This is a genomic window from Dethiobacter alkaliphilus AHT 1 (genome assembly GCF_000174415.1).
Lineage (GTDB): Bacteria > Bacillota > Dethiobacteria > Dethiobacterales > Dethiobacteraceae > Dethiobacter > Dethiobacter alkaliphilus.
Map to the genome: position 1 here is coordinate 1 of NZ_ACJM01000004.1, position 16691 is coordinate 16691.

The following is a 16691-nucleotide window of genomic DNA, read 5'->3' on the forward strand; positions in this document are numbered from 1 at the left end:
CGACGAGGTGGTACATTTTGCCACACAGCAAAATCCATAACCGAAGGTTTTTGACAACTGCAAAGCGATGGGCCAAAAGTCCTCATCATGAACATTTTTTTTTTCGTGGATTCTTCTTCGCCCGCGATCCTTACTTGTACCCGTAATCGAGTTTGGCATTTTCGGCAATTGCAATCGGCCATTTCCTTTATCTTTCTTAATGCTGTATATCTACCCTAACTTAAATTAATGGGGGTATGGGGGGGGTGGGGCAAAGAACTTTTCAAGAAAAGAGCGCGCCTCTCAGGCGCGCTCTTTGGGGGTTTAAAACAATGAAATCGGTACAACAAAAAAAAGCACTCGGCGTGCTTTTTTTTTCTGTAACAGCTAATCTATTTAAAAATCTGCTGAGAAAGCATCAGGTAATAAATCCTGGAGCCTGTACATCTGCTGCTTACCTTCCAAGTTGGCGGAAATAATCCATAGGTCCGGGGAAAATTCATACAGCACCTGCCTACACGAACCGCAAGGTGTGACCGGTTGGGGAGTATCGGTAATCAATGCCAGGCCGGTAAACTCTCGTTTGCCGGCTGCCACAGCAGAAAAAGCTGCCACCCGCTCTGCACAAAGAGTCAGGCCAAAAGACAGGTTCTCCACATTACAGCCGGTAAAAATCTCCCCGTCTGCGGTAAGCAGCGCTGCGCCCACAGAAAACCGGGAATATGGCGCATAAGCATTCTCCCGGGCCTCACGGGCTGCAACCAATAAGCGGTTAATGGCATCCATGATACCGCCCCCTTCACTTTAGTATGCCGGCAGAGTAAGATTATCTACCTTCTCTATTTCAATCTCAAGATCCCGGGAAACCTCCAGAGTGATGCGGATTATTTCCAAACCACTGGCCAGAACTTCCGGATCTCCCACCGCCCGGATAACCACAGGATTCACCGCAATCCGCTCATCATTTACCAAAATCGAGGGGCCCACACAACGAATCGCCGAGGTGTTAACCAAACGCTGGTTACCCACAGAGATGCCTTTTGCACCGGCGGCATATAACTCATTCACCGTATCCCGTACATCGCCGTCATGAATAATGGTGTCATTGGTATAACCATCTTCGGCATCATAAATTCGCACCACCACACCGGGGCCGCTCATTTCAGCATATCCGGCCTGGCTGCGCAGCTCATGCAGGGTAACACGCAATGAATCTATTTCTCTTGTAAGTGTACGAATATGTTCCACAGAATCATAGGGCGTCATTAAGCGGGCACGCCCATCATCCAGCTCAACGTCAACGATGAGACTTGAAGATTGCTCACCCAGTGCAACGTTTTCAGCAATATCTATCAGTGTTTCTTCCTGCAGAAAATTAATGGGCTCCACCTGGACACCCTCTGAATTAACAGTAATGGTCAGGCGCTCCCTGCCGTCCAGATCGTGGATACCCTCATCCTGATTGACCAACGCCACCACCGTTTCCCGCTGCCTGGTTTCGTGTTCTTCCAGAATTTTTTCCTGGGTGCGGCTGCCGTGGGCCAATATGGCGCGGTTTAAATCTTCTCCGTTATCAGCCTGCTCTATGTCATAGCTAAACTGGGAAAGGGCCACATGCACCTGGGAACGGGACTCAACTCCAAGGGTCTGTGCCAGGCGGCGATTATACTCCACCAGTTCCTTGGCTATTTTTTGGGCTTGCACAAAATCTTCCGCCGGAGGAGCCAGTCTGTTGTTAATCAGGTAAAAACCACCCAGTATAAGTATAACATTAAAAAATAATACAATTAAGATTGCGACAAAAATTTTCCGTTCCAACGGAACGGGAGTATTATTTTTATATTCCAAGAAAAGACGCCCCCCTATAAACACTCACATATATTTACAATCTATCAAAGATCTTTTAAAGACTCTTTATCAAAGTATTAAAAAAAATTAAATCTCTCCATCAGCTTCGGCACAAAAATAAGCAGCGCCACGGTCAGAGCATAAAACGCTGCCAGCAAAGCTGCACCGGCCGCTGCGTTTTTGGCCAGACGTGCCAGTGGGTGATAGTCGCGGGTAAACAAATCCACCACCCGTTCCAGAGCAGTGTTTAGCATCTCCATGGTGGTGACCAAAAACACAGCTGAGAACAGAAACAGCCACTCCAGCCGTTCCAGACCAAGCCACAGGCCGGCCACCACAGCAATACAAGCAGCCAGGGTGTGAATACGCATATTTCTTTCACTGCGCCAGGCATCACCCAGCCCGCTCAGCGCACAGCGAAAGCTATCCCGCATGTCTTTGGTTTTAAAACTCATCCCGGCCGGCCCCCACCTCTTTTAGCAGTTTTTCTTCCAGGCTGCGCATCTCCCGCTTTTCCTCTTCTTCCAGGTGGTCATACCCCAGAAGATGAAGCAGGCCATGCACATACAGATATAAAATTTCCCGTTCCACACTGTGGCCAAACTCCTGCGCCTGTGCCCTGGCCCGCTCCACAGAAATTATCACATCACCCAGCATCAATTCTTCTCCCGGAGGAACCTTAAGGGTCATATCCCCCAGCAGCGGAAACGAGAGGACGTCGGTGGGTGCATCCACAGAGCGCCAGGTCTTGTTTAATTCATGAATGGTTGCATCATCACAAAGGGTCAGGCTCACTTCCGCATCAGACGGAAAGTTGTGGTCTACCAGGGCAGCCTTGGTGATTATTTCCATGGCTGAAACTATACCGGAGGACAACGGGATGTTTTGTTCATCATTCAACAGGACCGTCATTTTTCCGGCTCCTTTCAATTTCTGCTTTTAACTCTTTTTCAGGATACTCAACTCGCGTATGATAAATACCGCTTAAAATTTTAACAAAAGTTTCTCCCACAATATCCAACTCTCTTAAGGTAATATCGCACTGATCAAATTGACCGTCGTTTAACTTTTCTCTGATAATTTTGCGCACAATGCTTTCAATTCGGCCTGCCACCGGTTTGGGCATAGACCGGGCTGCCGCTTCCACCGAATCGGCCAGCAAAATGATGGCGGCTTCTTTACTTTGCGGCAGCGGTGCCTCATAACGGAAATTATCTTCACAAAGATTATCTTTACCGTCTCTACACTTCTCAGCCAGGTGATAGAAGTATGAAACCATACTATTGCCATGATGCTGGACAATAATATCCTGAATCACCTTGGGCAGTTTCCCCTTCCGTGCCATTTCCATGCCGTCTTTTACATGGGAAGTAATAATCAATGTGCTCAGGTTAGGGGAGATTTTCTCATGGGGATTCTCGCCGTGCTGATTCTCGATGAAGAAATACGGCCGTTTCAGTTTACCTATATCATGGTAAAAAGCACCTACCCGAGCCATGAGGGGGTCGGCCCCTATTCTTTCTGCCGCAGCTTCGGCCAAATTAGCCACCACCAGGCTGTGGTGGTACGTACCCGGCGCTTCCATCAGCAGTTTCTTTAACAATGGATGGTTGGGATTGGCCAACTCCAAAAGCGTTACCGACGTGGTAAGGCCAAAACCACTTTCCAGGTAGGGCAACAGCCCGATGGCCATTACCGAAGAAAACAAGCCGTTACCGATGGCGGCCAGAATACTGATACTAAATTCCCGCAAAAGATCGTACTCAAACCGTAGAGTACCGATATACAAAAACAGACCAATGACAGTAATCACGTTTAAAGCAGCAACATAAAATCCGGCCTTGGTTAAATCGGAGCGACGGGATAAATGTGCCGTACTGTAGATGGCAATTAAGCCTCCAAACAAAGCCACCAGCATAAAGCGGAAGTCATTGCCTGTTATCAGGGCCACAAAGACTGCAAATACCATGCTCATCAATACTGCCAGTCCTGAGTTTAGAAGCACAGCAATTAAAATGGTCCCCATGGCCACCGGTACCAGATATCCGGAAAAATAGTTGGCCGCAATGGTAAAGGTCAGAGTAATTAAGGCTATAAGACCCAGCAGCGTCAATAACGAATTATCATGATATATGTCTGTCTGGAAAATAAACAGATAAATGCCCACCACAATAAATAGCCCCAGTAAAATCATGGCCAGGCCAAAAAACATGGAATAACCGGTGGTATCGCGCAAAAGGCCTAACGCCTCCAACTGCGCCAGGTGCCGCTCTGTAACTATTTCCCGTTCACTGATAATTTCTGTGCCCCGCAGGATGCGAACCGGTTGAACCGCCTGCCTGGCCGCTTCCCGGGCCAGCATGGTGGCCTCGGCATTGTAAATCATATTGGGTTCAATAATTTCCTGTGCCAGTTTACCCAAAGCCCTTCTCTGATCCTGGGTAAACAACATCATGTTTATCTCCTGCACAGCCTGACGCCGGGCGGTCTCCAGTCCGGGCGGCTTAACACCTTGCTGCAGAACCATTTCCACAGTTTCCATCAACTGCAACTGCATTTCCGTCAAATCTTGGGATCGTGCCTCCAGAAGAGACTCCGCCAACGTTTCATTCAATTCAACTTCCGTCAGTGAATCGAGCAATTCCGCCCGCTCTTCAGGCTCCGTTTCTTCATCTGCCCGGACATCTTTTACTGCCGCAAAAAAGGATTCCACCCTTTCCTCCGCCCTGCCAAGCACGGTGGGGTCATAATCATAAGATTCCTGAACGGCCTCTGCCGCCGCTTCACGCAGCTGATTTGTGGTATAAGTATCTATGGCATCCCATTCCGCCACAATCTTGCGGGGACTGGGCCGCCCCAACTCCAAATCCACACGGGTGGCGGAGAGGGCGAAAAATAAAATAAAAAGAATTAACAAATAAAAGATAACCGCCAGCAGTATGCGCTGCCAGCGTGCGTTACCTTTTAGAATATCCTTTTTGTCAAGCAGATCCTGAAACCGGCTGCCAACACCCACGTAAACTCACTCCTGTTTCCGGCCTTCTTCATGTTCGTTATAGGCGCGAATAATTTTCTGTACCAGGGGATGCCGTACCACATCCTGATCCGACAAGTGGATAAAAGAAATCCCCTCTATATTTGTTAATATTTTTTCAATTTGCGCCAGCCCGGAAAACCGTCCCCGCGGCAAATCGATTTGCGTAATATCCCCCGTTACAATAACCTTTGATTTAAAACCCATCCGGGTCAAAAACATCTTCATCTGTTCTGCTGTAGTGTTTTGCGCCTCGTCAAGGATAATAAAAGAATCATCCAGGGTGCGCCCCCGCATATAAGCCAGCGGCGCAATTTCAATAATTCCTTTTTCCATATACGTCCGGTATACATCGGTTCCCAACAGGTCATGCAGGGCATCATAAAGCGGCCGTAGATACGGATCTACCTTTTCCTGCAAGTCTCCGGGAAGATAGCCCAGACTCTCGCCCGCTTCCACCGCCGGGCGTGTCAGAATCAAACGCTGCACCGTCCGCTCCTTTAAGGCCTTAACGGCCATGGTTACCGCCAGATAGGTCTTGCCTGTTCCCGCCGGACCGATGCCAAAGACGATATCATTTTTGCGGATAGCCTCAATGTAGCCCTTTTGCCCCAAAGTTTTGGGCTTAATCTTTTTCCCACGAGGCGTCACAAAAATCATATCGCCAAAAAGAGTACGCAGGCGGTCTGCTTGTCCAGCACGAATCAGCTCAATGGCGTACTCCACATCGGGCACATTGGGAACCTGGCCCTGACGCAAAAGCCATAAGAGCTCCTCAAACAGCACGCCTACTTTTTCTGCATCTTCACGGTTTCCTTCCACCACAAGCATATCGCCCTGTGGAATCACACGCACCTGAAAATAACGATCCAACAGGGTTATATGCTGATCAAACTTACCCAGAAGCAAGCGAATTTCATCGTTGTTTTCTACAGGTATGGTTTTACGAAACTGCTCATTGGTCAAAGCGTTTAATCGCCTCCCGAATCTGTCTCCTGTACTGCTATATTTTCCAATGTTTCCAACACATAACGCACGCCAAGCAAATTTTCCTGCTCCAACTCCACTTCTTCTACCGTCACCGACTCCACTTCCACACCTACAGGCAGCTGCAGTTCAGCCAGGGTACGGGCCCGCTCAGCAGCCAAATCCAGTGCCTGTTCAGCAGAAAGATGACGTTTCTTCCGTTCGATTTCATATGTGGTTTCCGTTATTATTTCGACAGGAACACGGAGAATCCTTTCAAGAACTCTGGCATTTGACGTTTCCTGCTCATAATCAAGATAAGGAACATTCTGCCGACCGATACGCAGTACCGGCTGGCCATCCACCACCAGAGTCCAGACAGAAATACTCTGCCCGGTACGCTCACGCTCAATTTCTGTCAGAGACGCTTCACCGTACCCTTCATACCAGACCCGGGCCAGCACCTCACCCCTGGCCCTCACCGGCACGGTGGGCGGCTCTTCATATATTTCTTCACCGTCCTCGCCTTCCACCGGCGGCTTAGGCTGAGCCTGCAGCACACCTTCAATCAAAATTTGCCCGCGGGTAACTATATCACCGGGGCTCACCCGCGGTTCACCGCTTATTACCAACACATCGGTGACCAAGCCGTCCTTCTTAGCCAGTACATTTCCGGGGGTATCCATATCCACCTGAGGATCAATGGTTTCCACCACCTCAATAATCAGCCGTGTACCACGCACCTCAATTCCTACCCAGGCGATATCAGGCTCGGCCAAAATCAGCCTGTTGGCCACCACATCCTTATCCAACTGTGTTTTAGGGAGTCCGGGCCGCACTCCGGCTTCTGCAGCCAACTGCCGGATATATTCCTCATCCAGCCGCTCATTGCCCTCAATTCCCACAAACAGAACAAAAGATGACAAAACATAAAGGGTCAGCACAAAAAAACAAAGGCCGGCAACCAATCCGCGCCGCCTAAACAACCGGCTGTACAGAAAGGGCAGGCCTGCCTTGCGCAGAATACGGACTCTGCAGCCGGTCCTTTTAGCCAGATGGCGCAAATCGAAAAAACTGTCCACATCAACCTTCAACACGGCACTTTGCGGGGTCTGACGGACATCCCAAAATTTAATTCCCTGACGCATAGCCAGATTGATAAACTTTTCCGTTGCCGCACCCTCTACCGATATTACCAGATATCCGGTGAACTTATGCCGCAATTTTAGTATAGACACGCCATTATCCCCCTATTCCGACTAAAACTCATAGCGAATAATATCAATACTGCCATCAATGGCTATTTCCTCATTTCCCAGGTAGCGGATTGACAATTCTTGCCCCTCCACAATAATCTCACCACCGTTTACCGATACACGGACCTTCTCCGAGGTATATTGAATTACTCCGCGGTGATTCTCCAGGCAACACTGAATATTGCCCACCACAGTAATCCGCGGCAGGTTGAGGATAATCTCACGCGGCAGCTCCAACAAATCAGCCAGATTCCTACGCCATTTTTTTTCGCCTTTCCCTTTACCGTCCACGCGCTTCCCTCCTGTCCTGCTTAAATACTATGCAAACAAAAACACGCATATGTTTCCAACCAAAATGGGACAAGGGGACAGGTCAACTGTCCCACTTTTTGTTTTTTTGCCGGGTAACTGTGAGTACTTATCGGTGTTTTTGGGGACAAGGGACCTGTCCCCCCGTCCCAAAATGAAAAGCACGCCATTTGTTTTGGCGTGCTTTGCGGTGCTTGTGGTGCTTGGTTTTTTATTGTTGCCGGGGGCGCCATGGTTTTTTGGACCGGGGAGCGCCCAGGACCTCGGAAAAGATAATGCCCTGCACCAGTATCTGCTGATCTATCTGCAGAGAACCATCCTCGTCTTGCAAATTGATGGCATAATGATCTATTTCTGCCGGTGCCGGCCTTAGCTGTTCTTTTGCTGCTTTGGGCTGCTTTTTGCGCACAGGCTTTTTCCGGACCGGCTCAGGTTCAAAATCCTCCGTGGGAGCCGAGTCCGTCTCCAGCACCCAATCCTCATACTCCTGCGGCTGGTCAATGGGACGGGGACTGGGAGCCAGAGGCCGTCCGGGACGCACAGGGCGTGCCGGTGGAGAAACAGGCCCGCGGCCCTTTTGTTTTTGCTGTGATTCGCCCAAAGAGCGCAAAACAGAAAACACAATAAAAATGATAAAAATTATCAGGGATTCCATGTTATGTACACCCCGCTTTACTTGTCACTGTTCCCACCTTTGTCCGAACCACCCATTTTGCCGATGGAATCGCGCATCTGGGTATCGGCCTGAATATTTTGCAGGTTGTAGTAATCAACTACGCCCAGCTTACCCTCACGCAGCGCCTGTGCAAAGGCACGGGGTACTTCCGCTTCCGCTTCCACAACTTTGGCGCGCATTTCCTGAACGCTGGCCTTCATTTCCTGCTCGTGAGCCACAGCCATGGCCCGACGCTCTTCCGCCTTGGCCTGGGCAATCCGCTTGTCGGCTTCGGCCTGGTCGGTCTGCAGCTGGGCACCGATGTTTTTACCTACGTCCACATCGGCAATATCGATGGAGAGAATTTCAAAGGCGGTGCCGGCATCCAACCCTTTACCCAAAACAGTGCGGGAGATGGTGTCCGGGTTTTCCAGCACTTCTTTATGTGTGGTGGCTGAACCGATGGTGGTAACAATACCTTCACCCACACGGGCGATGATGGTTTCTTCACCGGCGCCGCCTACCAGGCGCTCAATGTTTGCCCGTACGGTAACCCGGGCTCTGGCCTTTACCTCAATACCGTTTTTGGCCACCGCTACAACCACCGGGGTTTCGATGACACGGGGGTTAACACTGACCTGTACCGCCTGGAGAACGTCACGTCCCGCCAGGTCAATGGCGGCGGCCCGTTCAAAACCTAAATCAATGCCGGCCCGCTGAGCGGCAATCAAAGCGTTTACCACCCGGTCCACATTACCACCGGCCAGGTAATGTCCTTCCAGCTTATTAACGCTAAGTTCCAAACCCGCTTTGGTGGCTTTAATCAGCGGATTAACAACTTTACCCGGAACCACGCGGCGCAGCCGCATACCCACCAGCGTAACAATACCAATGCGGACTCCGGCGGCAATAGCCGATATCCACAGTCCCAGCGGAATAAAACTTAACAAAAGCGACAGACCTAAAACAATCAGACCCAAAAGAATAAGAAATTCAACCAATATTCATACCTCCATTCATTTGTTATAGCGGGCGGACAACAACCCTTGTTCCTTCCACTTTGACAACCTTTACTTCTGTATCCTGTGCAATAAAACCTCCCTCGCTCACCACATCCACACGCTTTCCATCAATCTCAGCGGTACCCGACGGGCGCAAAAATGTAACTGCCTTCCCGGTCTTATCCAACAGGTACGTTAAATCACTGGGTCCTACATAACCCAGATCTTTTGTTTCCGCATACTGCAAGATAATCTGCGACCACAGGCCCGTTTTTTGCAGCATACGGAATGATAAAGCGATAATTACCCCGGCCAAAAACACAGATATAATCATAATCCGTAAGCCCTGCCCAGTGGTGGAGGCAGAAAGCACCACCGATGCGGTGAGGCTGGCAATGCCGGAAAGGCCAAGGATTCCGAAGTTAGGCACAAAAGCTTCCACCAGCATTAATATTACCCCAATGACAAAAAGAAATATCACTTCCCTGCCTGCCAAGCCCGCCACAATATGCCCTCCGAAAAAGAGGCTAAAGGATAGCAGACTGACAAGACCGGCCACACCGAACCCGGCGGTCATCACTTCCATGACCAGTGCGGCAAGACCGATGGTAATCAGCAGCGTGGCCACCGCGGGGTGGGTTATCAGGCGGGCCAACTCCTCTGCCGGGCTGAGGGGAATCCTCTCCACAGCGGCATCTGCCAGCCCAAGATGCTCGTAAAGTTCTGAATAAGTAGTAAATACACCATCGGTAAAATCGATGCGCTCTGCTTCGGCAGTGGTAAGAGTTAAGATCTCCCCTTCGGCTACCAGGCCTTCAATGGCAATTTCGGGACTTGCCATAGCTGCCGCCACCTGCTCATCCCTTCCCTGCCTTTCAGCCACACTGCGCATTTCGCTTTCCCACCATGACCGGGTCTTTTCATCTATTTCCGCACCGGACATATCCTGGATCTCCGCGGCACCAATGTTACTACCAGGCGCCATGTACAAAGCATCAGCAGATAAAGCAATATAAGCCCCGGCGGATATGGCGCTCCAGCGCACATAGGCATATACCGGCATATCGGCACCATAAATCAAGTCACGTATCTGTGTGGCCGCATCCACGGCACCGCCGGGTGTGTTTATTTCTAAAATAATTGCTTGGGCACCGGCTTCCTCCGCTTCGCGGAACGAACGCTCCAGGTAACGATGCAGGCCCTGTTCCACAGCTCCACCAATAGGAATTACATACACCGTCTCCTGCTCGGCTGATACAGCAGGCGGCTGTACGGTAAAAATGGACATTCCGGTAAACAGGAGGAGCATAATAAGTGCAACAGTACGATTTTTCACAGTCAGGACCCTCCTTTTTTCTTTTACAAAAAAAGATAATAAATACAGGACTTTCTTGAAATCCCTTTTTATTATACCATTATTAACAACAAAGAAACAGCAGGCAAATATGCCTGCTGTTTCGTGCTGTTTAGCCAAACCGCTTTTTCTTCATGTTCTTTCTGGCGGCTTCTGATTTCTTTTTACGCTTGACACTGGGTTTTTCATAATGCTCGCGTTTGCGAACTTCAGCTATAATGCCGGTTTTTGAGCATTGTTTTTTAAAGCGGCGAATCGCGCTATCTAGCGTTTCATTTTTGCCTACCTTAATCTCCGTCAACTGCTTTCCCTCCCCTCGATAACAACCTGCCTGACGTATGCCGGGATGCAAGAGAGAATAATTATACCTGAAATTACTTTATTGATTATAACGTTTTAACGAGAATCTGTCAACACAACTCAGGGGACAAACTTCTTGCCGGCCAGAATATGAAAATGAAGATGAGGTACTACCTGGCCTGCCGCTTCCCCACAGTTTGAAAGCATTTTGTAACCGCCGGCAACGCCGCTTAGTGCCGCTACTTCTTTTACAGCCAGTAATAAATTACCGGCCAGTCCAACATCATCCCCGGTTAAGTCATCCAGGGAGGCAAGATGTTTTTTGGGCACCACCAGAACATGAGTGGGAGCCATCGGATTAATATCTTTAAAAGCTATTGTTTCTTCGTTTTCAAAAACCACGTCTGCAGGAAGCTCCCGCCTGACAATTTTACAGAAGATGCAGTCTTCCATTTCTTTTATCCCTCCTGTCCTGTAAATAGTTATATTATACCATCTTCTCAAAAAGCAGGCAAACGGTGCGCGCCGGCACAGGGACAGGCACACTGTTTTGGGCCTGTCATACAATAGAGTAGATAAAACGAGAACAGGAAAGGAGACGACCATGGGTTACGGAATGACTCACAAGTATTTTGCCGGTGGCAATACCTGCCGCGGTTTTCACTCACTCTTCCACTACATACCGGAGCCGGACACAAAACGGCTGATTATCATTAAAGGCGGTCCCGGCACCGGCAAGTCAACCCTGATGAAACAAGTTGGCCAGAAAGCACGGGAACAGGGCATGTCCACTCAGCTGTTTTACTGCTCATCAGATAATGAGTCCCTGGACGGACTGGTGGTGCCGGCACTGGGGCTTGCCATGGTGGACGGTACCGCCCCTCATGTAATTGACCCCAAAGTCCCCGGTGCCTATGACGAAATTTTGAACCTGGGAGATTGCTGGGACACTGCGGCACTACGGCCTCACAGAGAGGAAATAGCAGCCCTGGTAAAACAAAATGGTGAATATTTCATCCAGGCATACCAGTACCTAAAAGAAGCCGCAGTGGTGATGGAGAAAATGCGCTACCTGATGGCTAAGGCCATGGATTACAGTGCACTGGCAAAAATGACCCAGCAGCTTTTAACCGAACTGGCAGCGGCCCTGCCGGAAAAAGAGGAACCCCCGAAGGAGCGTCATCTTTTCGGCAACGCCATCACACCGGCAGGACTTGTTAATTTATACCCTTCAATTTTCCAGGGAGTAGAACGGTTCTATCAATTAACCGGCGACCCCGGTTCCGGCAAATCAACCCTGCTGAAACATATTTACGAAACAGTGCTGCGTGCCGGCCAGGACGTGGAAGTGTACCATTGCGGCTTTGACCCTGAGCGCCTTGACGCCGTGGTGATCCCGGCACTGAAAACAGCGTTTGTGAAAATGACCTACCCGCACACCTTCACCGTCCCCCCCACCCATCCGGTAAAGGAACAATATACCCTGGCTCTGAGCCGCCACTCCCGAGCCTCACTGCTTAGGGCATCTTCCTCAGAACGGGCGGAGAGCCAGGAGAGGTTCTGGTTTTTAACAGGCAAAGCGGTGGAGATGATCCGCAGTGCCAAACGCAACCATGACCAACTGGAAGGCCACTACATCCGGGCCATGGATTTCTCCCAAACAGAAGCCATGCGTGATAAAATCATCCGTGAGCTCTTTTCAGAGTAAGCCCAATTGAAAGTACAAAGAAGGCATGCCGTCGGCATGCCTTTTAGCTTATTTCTGCGGAGCTTCTTCTGCCGCCGTTTCGGCAGCGTCTCCCGCAGTAAACTGCTCCAGGATATTTCCTTTTTTATCCACGAAGGTCCATGTTGTTTCGCCCGCGTCCAGCACCACATCTGCTGCCGGCACGGTTACTACCTGGAAGAAGTCGCGCTTGGGATTAACCTGCACTTCAACTTCCATCTCCCCTTCACCCCTGGGGTTTGCCTTAACATTCTTTACTTCAGCATGCAGGGCAAACAGGGCCATTTCATGCTGGGGCTGGAAAGGATACTGCGGCAATTGGATGGACCATTCTTCAGCCACATTCGCCCAGGCCTCTTCATCAGCGGCCAGGCGGAAGGTCGGCTGTTCCTTCCTCTCGCCCTTGTCTGCAGTGGTGAAACTCACCTCATTTCGGGCAGCCACCTCTTCCGGATTAATGGTGGGGCTGGCCCTAAAAGAATCATAAACGGAGAGTGACACCAAAAGCACCAGGAGAAACAGCAGCGGGAGCAGTCGCCGCGCTTCTACCACAAACAATTTTTTACCCATTCTTCCACCTCTTTTCCGCCTGTCTTTTCGATTCATCCTATTCACGGACAAAAAAAAATATGTCCACTCTTTGAAAATAAAATGGACACGCTTTAATCTTTTAAAGGAGATATACTATTTTTGTCGAACTAACTTTTATATTTGGTTATTATGTCTCTTTTTTATTTGGAGAAAACATTATGCAACCTCATACCCTGGCAGAAAAGTTTTTTAGCGAACGCTCATTTTCCCTGTCACTGAAATTAACCGTTTTCATAATCGCACTATTCTTATATGCAATGCTGTATATAACTTTTTCCGGCGGCTTCCTGTCAACCCAGGAATGGCGCCTTATTCTGTATTTTCTTTATATAATTATCTTTGCCGCTACATTTCTCTGTGGTTTTATGCCGGGGATAGTAATTGCTGTGCTTAGCAGTATTCTTGCTTCGTCAATTCTTGTACCACAGGGACTCACTTTTGAGCAACTTTCAGTGGCAGACCTGGAAATCTACCCCTTCGTTGCCATGTATTTTATAATTGTTATAACTGTAAACTGGTTTCGGGAAAATATTGAACGTCTCAAAGAGCAGCTGGTTGAAAACGAACGACTGCACCAGCAGGCACGTCACATGGAAAAGCTGATGCTGGCCGGAGAAATCGCCGCCGGCATTGCCCATGAGGTTCGCAACCCCCTTACCGTGGTGCAGGGCTACATTCAACTTATCTCCGCCAAGTGCAAAAAGCAATGTAACAGCGAAGATTCATTCTCCTTACTACTGGATGAGCTAAATAGAGCAAACGATATTATTTCCGACTTTCTGCGCTTCAGCCGTCCGGATCAACCGCAAAAATCTCAAGTGAACCCCAATGAAGTGATAGAATCCTCAGCCTCCCTGATTTATGGCGAGGCAATGCGCCATAATGTACGGATTTTTTTATACCCCGATGCAGATATGCCCACCGTACTTCTGGACAAGGATCAGCTGATTCAGGTCTTTTTAAACCTCTTTCATAACGCCATCCAGGCTATGCCCCAGGGCGGAACCATTACCGTCTATACCGGCTATGACAAGCACCTTGATTTGGTAACCATCAAGGTACTGGACAGCGGCACCGGCATGGATGCCCAAACGGCGCAGCGGCTTTTCTCGCCGTTTTATACAACAAAGGAAAATGGAACAGGACTTGGTTTATCTATCAGCCAATCCATTATTCACGCCCACGGCGGCGAGATTAAAGTTGACAGCACGCCGGGACAGGGGACCGAATTTATCATAACATTACCACTACACAAACTTACTGAAGAGCAAGCAGGAGGTGCCCTCTGATGCAAAGTCCTGTTTGGGCGCATCTTCTCTTTGCTATTATTCCTGAAATTACGTTACTGGTTTGTCTTACAGTATCCCTGGCCGGTATAACCCTGCGCGTAAAGCCGGCTATCGTTACAGCTCTGCTGTACGCACCAATCCTTGTGGCGGTGCGTGAATTCTTCCCGCCGGGAATACATACCGTTAGCGCCATAATTATTGTTCCGGCTCTTGTTTCATTTCTTTATAGATTCTCATACAGCCGGGCCCTGAAATGGTTTGTTGTTGCAATTTTACTTCTCCTTCTGAGCGAAAGTACTGTCTTCCTGATAGCGGAACATTTTGTACTACCCGGTGCTGTCACGCTTAGCACCGGGTGGCATGTGGCTCTGTATGCACTACCAAGCAATTTGATGTTGCTGGCTTTTGTACTTATCCTTCAAAAAACAACCTGGATTCAACAACTGCAGGCTGTAATTAGTGAAGCTGTACAAAAAGCTAGCTAAAACTTTGGAACAGGAGGGGTTTTATTTGCAGGAAACGATTCCTTTGATCGCCTTGATTTTTCACTCATTTCCCGAAGCAGTTGCCATGGCTTTAGCAGGTTTAATCATTATCGGGGTCAGGCCGCAGTTTGGCAAGGTTCTGATCTATGGTGCTCTCAGCGCCCTCAGTTCTTATTTCCTCCGGCAACTGGGCCTGGACTTTCTGATTTTGCTGTTAACGCTGTCTGGCCTTAATGTTATTTTTTTGTTTTTCTTGTTTAGGCTCTCTGTAGTGAAAGCTGTTAGCGCCGTTATTGTAGCCACATTCTTACTACTGGTTTTTGAAGGGCTGATGTTAAGTATTATTTTACAGAATACACCGCTTACTGTGGAAATGATTATGGCCCCGGAAAATGCAGTACTACGGGTGCTGGTAGCGCTGCCGCAAATAAATCTTCTTGCCGCCACAGCATACATTGCCTACCTGCTAAGGGGAATGCAGTCGGACAGCTACAGTTCAATAAGAACCTATTATTGATTACTATATAAATTATAAATCCATTTCAAAACATGATGATTTGACAGCCTGAAAGGACGTTGACAACATGGATATTATGCCCTTTGTAACATTGATTTTTGTCGCCATGCCGGAAGCTATGCTTTTAAGTGCGGTGGGCCTCACTGTAGTGGGCACACGCCCCAGGCTGAAGCCTATTTTGCTCATCGCTGTACTATATGCCATAACTGCCTTTGTAGTTCGACAGCTCCCGTTTCCTCCAGGTTTACATTCCATTGTACTTTTGCTGATTCTGGCAGGATTTTTGTTTTATCAGTTTAAAATAACTTTAATTAAAGCTGTTGCAGCTGTTTTTTCTGCCTTTGTTTTCCTGGCACTGGGAGAAAATATTTTTCTCCCACTGTTTATGAATATCCTGGACCTTTCCGTTGCAGAGATCCTGGCCAGTCCCTGGCTGCGCATCGCAGCATCACTTCCTAATCTGCTGATGCTTTTGATAATTTTTGGCATTGGCTATCGTTTACGAAAATTCCATCTCCGTTAAGCGAGTGAGGCATTGTAGCTCTATGAAATTAATTGAATTATTTTTAATTTATCTTTCTAATGAATTAAATTTAAATGAATCTCAAAGAGACATAATCCGCTATGGGGTCGAAACTATTGCTTCCACATTACAAGGAATTTTGGCCGTCATTATTACTTCATTACTGCTGAATCTGTTTTATGAAGCAATGGTAATATTGTTTGTAATTATGATTTATCGGAAACTTAGTGGAGGTGCTCACTGTATTTCGTCATTGGGTTGCGTGGTAGTGGGTACTACATCAGTAATAGTCCTTGCTTTTCTGAGTATAAGGATACCTGTCAGCCTACAGTACCAATTGCTTCTCACACTGTTTCCGCCCTTAATTGCTCTGGTTATTACATATTTCTATGCTCCTGCCGATGTGCCGGAAAAACCTATTAATAATCAAAGACAACGAACGGCATTACGCACTCTGAGTATTATATGCTTATGTATTTGGACTGCAACCGTTGCCCTGGCAAAGTTGCCGGTATGGATAATTTACGCAGGAAGCCTTGGTATACTTTGGCAAGCATTTTTATTAACGCCTGCAGGCTTTAGCTTCATCAAAAAAATTAACCCTATTTTCTCACGCTGACAGCACTGTCGAACAATGTAACATTTCGACAAAAGAAGGGTTTTTTGCTCTTTATATGGAATGACTGCGAAAACATCACAGGAGGTTTTATCATGAAAAAAAGAATCCTCATCCTTTTGTCTAGCATTTTGACGTTGGTCGCCCTAAGTGGAGCAGCTTCTGCCTGCACGGCAACTCTTTATCAACCGGAACTGCCGGAAGCACTGAAAAAGTAGTTAATGTAGTAAAGCCGCCAAAAA

The 16691-nt window shown here is 48.4% G+C and carries 21 protein-coding genes; 7 read left to right on the top strand and 14 right to left on the bottom strand.

The features are described 5' to 3' along the window. Nucleotides 1–375: 375 nt before the first annotated feature. From cdd to DEALDRAFT_RS04505, 13 genes are all read right to left on the bottom strand, one after another. Nucleotides 376–765, bottom strand: coding sequence for a cytidine deaminase (gene cdd, locus DEALDRAFT_RS04445; protein WP_008515282.1), 390 nt, complete (start codon nt 763–765; stop codon nt 376–378). Between the two features lie 18 nt (nt 766–783). Further along, the gene (locus DEALDRAFT_RS15855; protein ID WP_008515284.1) at nt 784–1827 is read right to left on the bottom strand and encodes a DUF881 domain-containing protein; all 1044 of its coding nucleotides are present in this window, start codon (nt 1825–1827) and stop codon (nt 784–786) included. Nucleotides 1828–1904: 77 nt separating this feature from the next. Next, the gene (locus DEALDRAFT_RS04455; protein ID WP_008515286.1) at nt 1905–2282 is read right to left on the bottom strand and encodes a diacylglycerol kinase family protein; all 378 of its coding nucleotides are present in this window, start codon (nt 2280–2282) and stop codon (nt 1905–1907) included. After that, nucleotides 2272–2739 (bottom strand): rRNA maturation RNase YbeY, encoded by a 468-nt coding sequence (ybeY, locus tag DEALDRAFT_RS04460; protein WP_008515288.1) that lies wholly within the window; start codon nt 2737–2739, stop codon nt 2272–2274. Before ybeY ends, DEALDRAFT_RS04455 begins: the two co-directional genes overlap by 11 nt. Then, nucleotides 2720–4843, bottom strand: a complete 2124-nt coding sequence (locus DEALDRAFT_RS04465) for an HD family phosphohydrolase (RefSeq protein ID WP_008515290.1) — start codon at nt 4841–4843, stop codon at nt 2720–2722. Before DEALDRAFT_RS04465 ends, ybeY begins: the two co-directional genes overlap by 20 nt. A gap of 6 nt (nt 4844–4849) precedes the next feature. Then, a complete protein-coding gene (locus DEALDRAFT_RS04470; RefSeq protein ID WP_008515292.1) occupies nt 4850–5827 on the bottom strand; it encodes a PhoH family protein in 978 nt (325 codons plus the stop codon). A 5-nt stretch (nt 5828–5832) separates the two neighbouring features. Further along, complete coding sequence (gene yqfD, locus DEALDRAFT_RS04475; RefSeq protein WP_008515294.1) at nt 5833–7065, bottom strand: sporulation protein YqfD; 1233 nt, start codon at nt 7063–7065, stop codon at nt 5833–5835. A gap of 21 nt (nt 7066–7086) precedes the next feature. Next, nucleotides 7087–7374, bottom strand: coding sequence for a sporulation protein YqfC (gene yqfC / locus DEALDRAFT_RS04480; RefSeq protein WP_008515296.1), 288 nt, complete (start codon nt 7372–7374; stop codon nt 7087–7089). A gap of 229 nt (nt 7375–7603) precedes the next feature. Beyond that, on the bottom strand, nt 7604–8047 hold the full coding sequence (locus DEALDRAFT_RS04485; protein ID WP_008515300.1) for a hypothetical protein: 444 nt from the start codon (nt 8045–8047) through the stop codon (nt 7604–7606). Nucleotides 8048–8064: 17 nt separating this feature from the next. Then, nucleotides 8065–9033 carry a flotillin-like protein FloA gene (floA, locus tag DEALDRAFT_RS04490; protein ID WP_196776600.1) on the bottom strand — a complete coding sequence of 323 codons (969 nt, stop codon included), beginning with the start codon at nt 9031–9033 and terminating at the stop codon, nt 8065–8067. 37 nt (nt 9034–9070) lie between these two features. Continuing rightward, the gene (locus tag DEALDRAFT_RS04495; protein ID WP_008515303.1) at nt 9071–10384 is read right to left on the bottom strand and encodes an NfeD family protein; all 1314 of its coding nucleotides are present in this window, start codon (nt 10382–10384) and stop codon (nt 9071–9073) included. A gap of 130 nt (nt 10385–10514) precedes the next feature. Continuing rightward, the gene (gene rpsU / locus DEALDRAFT_RS04500) at nt 10515–10703 is read right to left on the bottom strand and encodes a 30S ribosomal protein S21 (RefSeq protein ID WP_008515305.1); all 189 of its coding nucleotides are present in this window, start codon (nt 10701–10703) and stop codon (nt 10515–10517) included. Between the two features lie 119 nt (nt 10704–10822). Continuing rightward, nucleotides 10823–11155 carry a histidine triad nucleotide-binding protein gene (locus DEALDRAFT_RS04505; protein ID WP_008515306.1) on the bottom strand — a complete coding sequence of 111 codons (333 nt, stop codon included), beginning with the start codon at nt 11153–11155 and terminating at the stop codon, nt 10823–10825. A 151-nt stretch (nt 11156–11306) separates the two neighbouring features. On the opposite strand from DEALDRAFT_RS04505, the gene DEALDRAFT_RS04510 reads away from it, so the two are divergent. Further along, nucleotides 11307–12410, top strand: a complete 1104-nt coding sequence (locus tag DEALDRAFT_RS04510; RefSeq protein WP_008515307.1) for a PRK06851 family protein — start codon at nt 11307–11309, stop codon at nt 12408–12410. Nucleotides 12411–12458: 48 nt separating this feature from the next. On the opposite strand, the gene DEALDRAFT_RS04515 is transcribed toward DEALDRAFT_RS04510, so the two are convergent. Continuing rightward, nucleotides 12459–12998 carry a hypothetical protein gene (locus DEALDRAFT_RS04515; protein WP_008515308.1) on the bottom strand — a complete coding sequence of 180 codons (540 nt, stop codon included), beginning with the start codon at nt 12996–12998 and terminating at the stop codon, nt 12459–12461. Nucleotides 12999–13177: 179 nt separating this feature from the next. Between DEALDRAFT_RS04515 and DEALDRAFT_RS15860 the strand changes: the two genes are divergently transcribed. The 6 genes from DEALDRAFT_RS15860 to DEALDRAFT_RS04545 all read left to right on the top strand — a co-directional run bounded on the left by DEALDRAFT_RS15860 (nt 13178) and on the right by DEALDRAFT_RS04545 (nt 16667). Further along, nucleotides 13178–14308, top strand: a complete 1131-nt coding sequence (locus DEALDRAFT_RS15860; protein WP_008515309.1) for a two-component system sensor histidine kinase NtrB — start codon at nt 13178–13180, stop codon at nt 14306–14308. Beyond that, on the top strand, nt 14308–14793 hold the full coding sequence (locus DEALDRAFT_RS04525) for a hypothetical protein (protein ID WP_008515310.1): 486 nt from the start codon (nt 14308–14310) through the stop codon (nt 14791–14793). Before DEALDRAFT_RS15860 ends, DEALDRAFT_RS04525 begins: the two co-directional genes overlap by 1 nt. 25 nt (nt 14794–14818) lie before the next feature. Further along, nucleotides 14819–15310, top strand: coding sequence for a hypothetical protein (locus DEALDRAFT_RS04530; RefSeq protein WP_008515311.1), 492 nt, complete (start codon nt 14819–14821; stop codon nt 15308–15310). A gap of 67 nt (nt 15311–15377) precedes the next feature. Beyond that, the gene (locus DEALDRAFT_RS04535) at nt 15378–15833 is read left to right on the top strand and encodes a hypothetical protein (protein ID WP_008515312.1); all 456 of its coding nucleotides are present in this window, start codon (nt 15378–15380) and stop codon (nt 15831–15833) included. 22 nt (nt 15834–15855) lie between these two features. After that, on the top strand, nt 15856–16452 hold the full coding sequence (locus tag DEALDRAFT_RS04540) for an accessory gene regulator ArgB-like protein (RefSeq protein WP_008515313.1): 597 nt from the start codon (nt 15856–15858) through the stop codon (nt 16450–16452). 92 nt (nt 16453–16544) lie between these two features. Further along, nucleotides 16545–16667, top strand: a complete 123-nt coding sequence (locus DEALDRAFT_RS04545; protein WP_008515314.1) for a cyclic lactone autoinducer peptide — start codon at nt 16545–16547, stop codon at nt 16665–16667. Nucleotides 16668–16691 lie beyond the last annotated feature (24 nt).